Origin of the sequence: Chthonomonas sp. (assembly GCF_035294165.1) — a bacterium.
GTDB lineage: Bacteria > Armatimonadota > Chthonomonadetes > Chthonomonadales > Chthonomonadaceae > Chthonomonas.
Window position 1 is genome coordinate 1 of the sequence record NZ_DATGLN010000125.1, and the last position, 3,395, is coordinate 3,395.

Consider the following 3,395-nt stretch of genomic DNA (forward strand, 5'->3'; position numbering starts at 1 on the left):
TGCGAAAAGGCACATAAGAGGTTGGAATGTGGGGATTGGCCAAGTCGGCTTCGGAGACGGGAATAGAGGGGTCGGTAAGGCTGCTGCCGCCAATTTTGCTTAGATGAGCGATAGAACACACAAGGCGCTGTTCGGCAGGCACCTTATAAAAGTCGGCGATATCGTGAAAGGCCTTAAGCTCCCTCTGCTCGGTGCGCTGGCCGTAGTTCACATGGAGAAAATGAAGTTCCCCCGCATCATGCTCTCTCTGTGCGATGGCGGCGGTAACGCACGAATCCATTCCACCTGAAACGAGTACGATAGCTTTCATCTCGCTAGCCTCCTTGTGTCCATAACAAAAACGCCCAAGTTCTCTCCAAAGGGCATGAACGCAGTGCAGTAGAGTTCCGTACTCTGAACAGTACGGCCTATGGTGCCGGCTCTTTCAATAGGTTTTCGACGAAGGTAACCACATCGGATGGCGGTGCCTTCCCCTCCTTCCTCTGTAAAAGGGCGCCGTAGCGAACACCGTTGGCGATGCAGCCACCGGTTGAGAGGAAAAAGCGGTTATGCACCACGCCGGCAGCATAGTCACGACGGTTCTTCTGCCCCTGCGAGTCGCAAGAGAAAACGGCCTTTTCGAGGGGCAGCCATCGCCCATCTTGCTCGTAAATCCAGGCGTTCCCAAACTCGGCAAGCCGCTGCTGCTGGCCGTTATCCCCTACGAAATCCTCATCGAAAGAGTACAGACCGGTAAGATAGCCGCTTGCTGCATCCGGCTTCTGGTTAGGTGCCTCAAAGGCTGCGATAAGCTGCCATTGCCGCTTTTCAGGAAAATAGAAGTAGGCGGAATAGAGGGTGTCGTTTGCTTGAGGGCGGGCTACCACAAGGAAACGATAGGTTTGGTTTGCCCGCCAGGGATAGACCAGATGGCTATGCAGGCCGGTGCCCTCGTTCCCAAAATCGCCCACGTAAACCTGGGGGCCTTTGGCGAATAGGCGGACGCGGTTGGCCGGGGCTACCTCAGAGCGAACGTTCGTGGAGGGCCCGCTGTCCCAAACGGAGAAGATAATGCGGCGCTCGGTGGGACTGTTCACCTGAATGCCAAAATATCCGCAGGAGAAGCCACAGGCCATATAGTAAGACCAAAGCGGTGTTCGCCGTACGGTTACCTCGTTATAGAAGGCCACAATCCGATCCCATAGGTCGAACGCCTTCGGAGCGCGCGATATTTGCCGATGGGAGGGCAACACGTAAAAGAGATGAACCGATGCGGCATTACGACGGGAGGTTAGGTTCGCATAGGCGCCGGCCAAAGGAGGGCCGCTGAGTTGGAGGCCGAAAATCTCGCCATAGGCATCGCCGGAGCGGCTTTTGCCTATAAGCGCAAAGCGATAATAGCCTGCGTGAGGAATAGAGATGTCACCCAAGGAGGCCGTGGCATGCTCTCCGGCAGACAGGGTGATTGCCGGTAGCTTCCACGATTTTGTGGCCGGATTGACCCCCTGAACCACCAATGCCACCCTAGAGCGGGCTTGGGCGGGTAGCATGTAGTGCAGCTCACAGTGAAGCGGCCCCGTGCCGCCAAGATAGACATACCAGACGATTTGGCAGTGGGGATCGGCCCAATGAATGAGTGAGCCATTAGGTGAGAACTCAAGGGAGAGGGGGGCCGGCTCGCCGTAGGCGGTGTCGGCCGGAAGCAACAAGGGGTAAAGGGCCGTCTGAGCCGAGCAGGCGGTCGTCCAAAGGGCCAACCCCATAAAGCCCAACCATCCCAAAATTCTTTTTTCTAACCGAAAGCGCATACCCCTATTGTACCTTGTCTTCATCGCGGGGCAGGGAGAACGCGATAACCCTTTGAGAAAGTGGCCTTTTCTACGGTAAGATAGAAGGGCATCTGGTTCGCCGACTGAGAAAAAGGAGTCAAAATGCGATCTTACAAGGTGGCGCTGCTGCCCGGCGACGGCATTGGGCCGGAGGTTGTTGGGGTTGCAGCCGAAATATTAACTTACCTTGCCGAGCGGTTCGGCTTTACGCTACAAATGGAGGAGGCGCTCATCGGCGGTGCCGCCTACGATAGGTGCGGTCACCCGCTACCGGAGCACACCCTCGCGCTCTGTAAGGAGAGCGACGCCGTGCTGTTGGGCGCCGTGGGCGGCCCCAAATGGGATACGGTTCAGCCCGCCTCTTTGCGGCCGGAGGTGGGGGCTTTGCTGCCCTTGCGTAAAGAGCTAGGTCTGTACGCGAACCTAAGGCCGGCGAAACTATCGTCGGCTCTTGCCGCGGCCTCTTCGCTTAGGGCCGATCTGGTTCAGGACGGATTGGATATTCTGGTGGTGCGCGAGCTTACCGGTGGCATCTACTTTGGTCAGCCGAAGGGGCGCGATGCCGACGGTTTAAGGGCGGTGGATACCTGCGTCTATACTCGGTTCGAGATAGAACGCATTTTGCGTGTGGGTTTCGAGACGGCGCGTGGGCGCAAACGCAAGCTCTGCTCGGTGGATAAAGCGAACGTGCTGGAGACCTCACGCCTATGGCGCGAGGTGGCGGAACAGATGGCAGCGCAATATCCCGATGTGGAGTTAAGCCACATGCTGGTAGATAACTGCGCCATGCAGTTGGTGAGAGACCCCCGCCAGTTCGACGTGATCGTCACCGAAAATATGTTCGGCGACATCCTTAGCGACGAAGCGGCCATGCTTACCGGCAGCCTAGGAATGCTGCCATCCGCCAGCCTCGGCGATCGGCAGACTCAGGGAGGAACCTTTGGCCTCTACGAGCCGGTGCACGGCTCGGCGCCCACCATCGCCGGACAAAATATCGCCAATCCGCTCGCCACGCTGCTTTCGGCAGCCATGCTGCTGCGCCATTCTCTGGGAGAAACCGAGGCGGCAGAGGCGCTGGAAAGAGCCGTCGAAAAGACGTTGCAGGACGGGCTGCGCACCGCCGATATCGCAGCCCCTGGTCAGCCGACCATCGGCACGAAGGAGATGGGGCAAGCGGTACGAGAGCGCATCGAAATTTGAAGGAAAAGAGCTATGAAGAAAGTGGAATGCGTCATACGTCCTATGAAGATCGAGGAGGTTAAAGAGGCGCTGGCCTCCATCGGCATTGTGGGCATGACGGTGAGCGACGTACGCGGCTACGGGCGCCAAAGAGGGCGAACAGAAAAGTATCGTGGCAACACCTACGTGGTAAGCCTTTTACCTAAGGTGAAGATCGAGGTGGTGGTGCCCGACGATAGGGTGGAGGAGGTGATCGAAACGGCGCTACGCGCCGCCCAAACCGGCGAGATAGGCGATGGCAAAATCTTTGTGACCCATGTGGAGGAGGCCATTCGCATCCGTACAGGCGAGCGAGGGGAAGCCGCATTGTGAGGTATACTTTCACAAGCTCATCGAAGCCGAGTAAGA

The 3,395-nt window shown here is 57.6% G+C and carries 4 protein-coding genes; 2 read left to right on the top strand and 2 right to left on the bottom strand.

Annotation, left to right across the window (positions count from 1 at the left end; genetic code table 11):
• A partial coding sequence (locus VKV29_RS06280) for a 7-cyano-7-deazaguanine synthase (protein WP_324200454.1) occupies window positions 1-310 on the bottom strand: 310 nt, incomplete at its 3' end.
• A gap of 97 nt (window positions 311-407) precedes the next feature.
• A complete protein-coding gene (locus tag VKV29_RS06285; RefSeq protein WP_324200455.1) occupies window positions 408-1,787 on the bottom strand; it encodes a DUF3472 domain-containing protein in 1,380 nt (459 codons plus the stop codon).
• Between the two features lie 123 nt (window positions 1,788-1,910).
• On the opposite strand from VKV29_RS06285, the gene leuB reads away from it, so the two are divergent.
• Complete coding sequence (gene leuB / locus VKV29_RS06290) at window positions 1,911-3,008, top strand: 3-isopropylmalate dehydrogenase (protein ID WP_324200456.1); 1,098 nt, start codon at window positions 1,911-1,913, stop codon at window positions 3,006-3,008.
• A gap of 12 nt (window positions 3,009-3,020) precedes the next feature.
• Window positions 3,021-3,359 (top strand): P-II family nitrogen regulator, encoded by a 339-nt coding sequence (locus tag VKV29_RS06295; protein ID WP_016482393.1) that lies wholly within the window; start codon window positions 3,021-3,023, stop codon window positions 3,357-3,359.
• Window positions 3,360-3,395 lie beyond the last annotated feature (36 nt).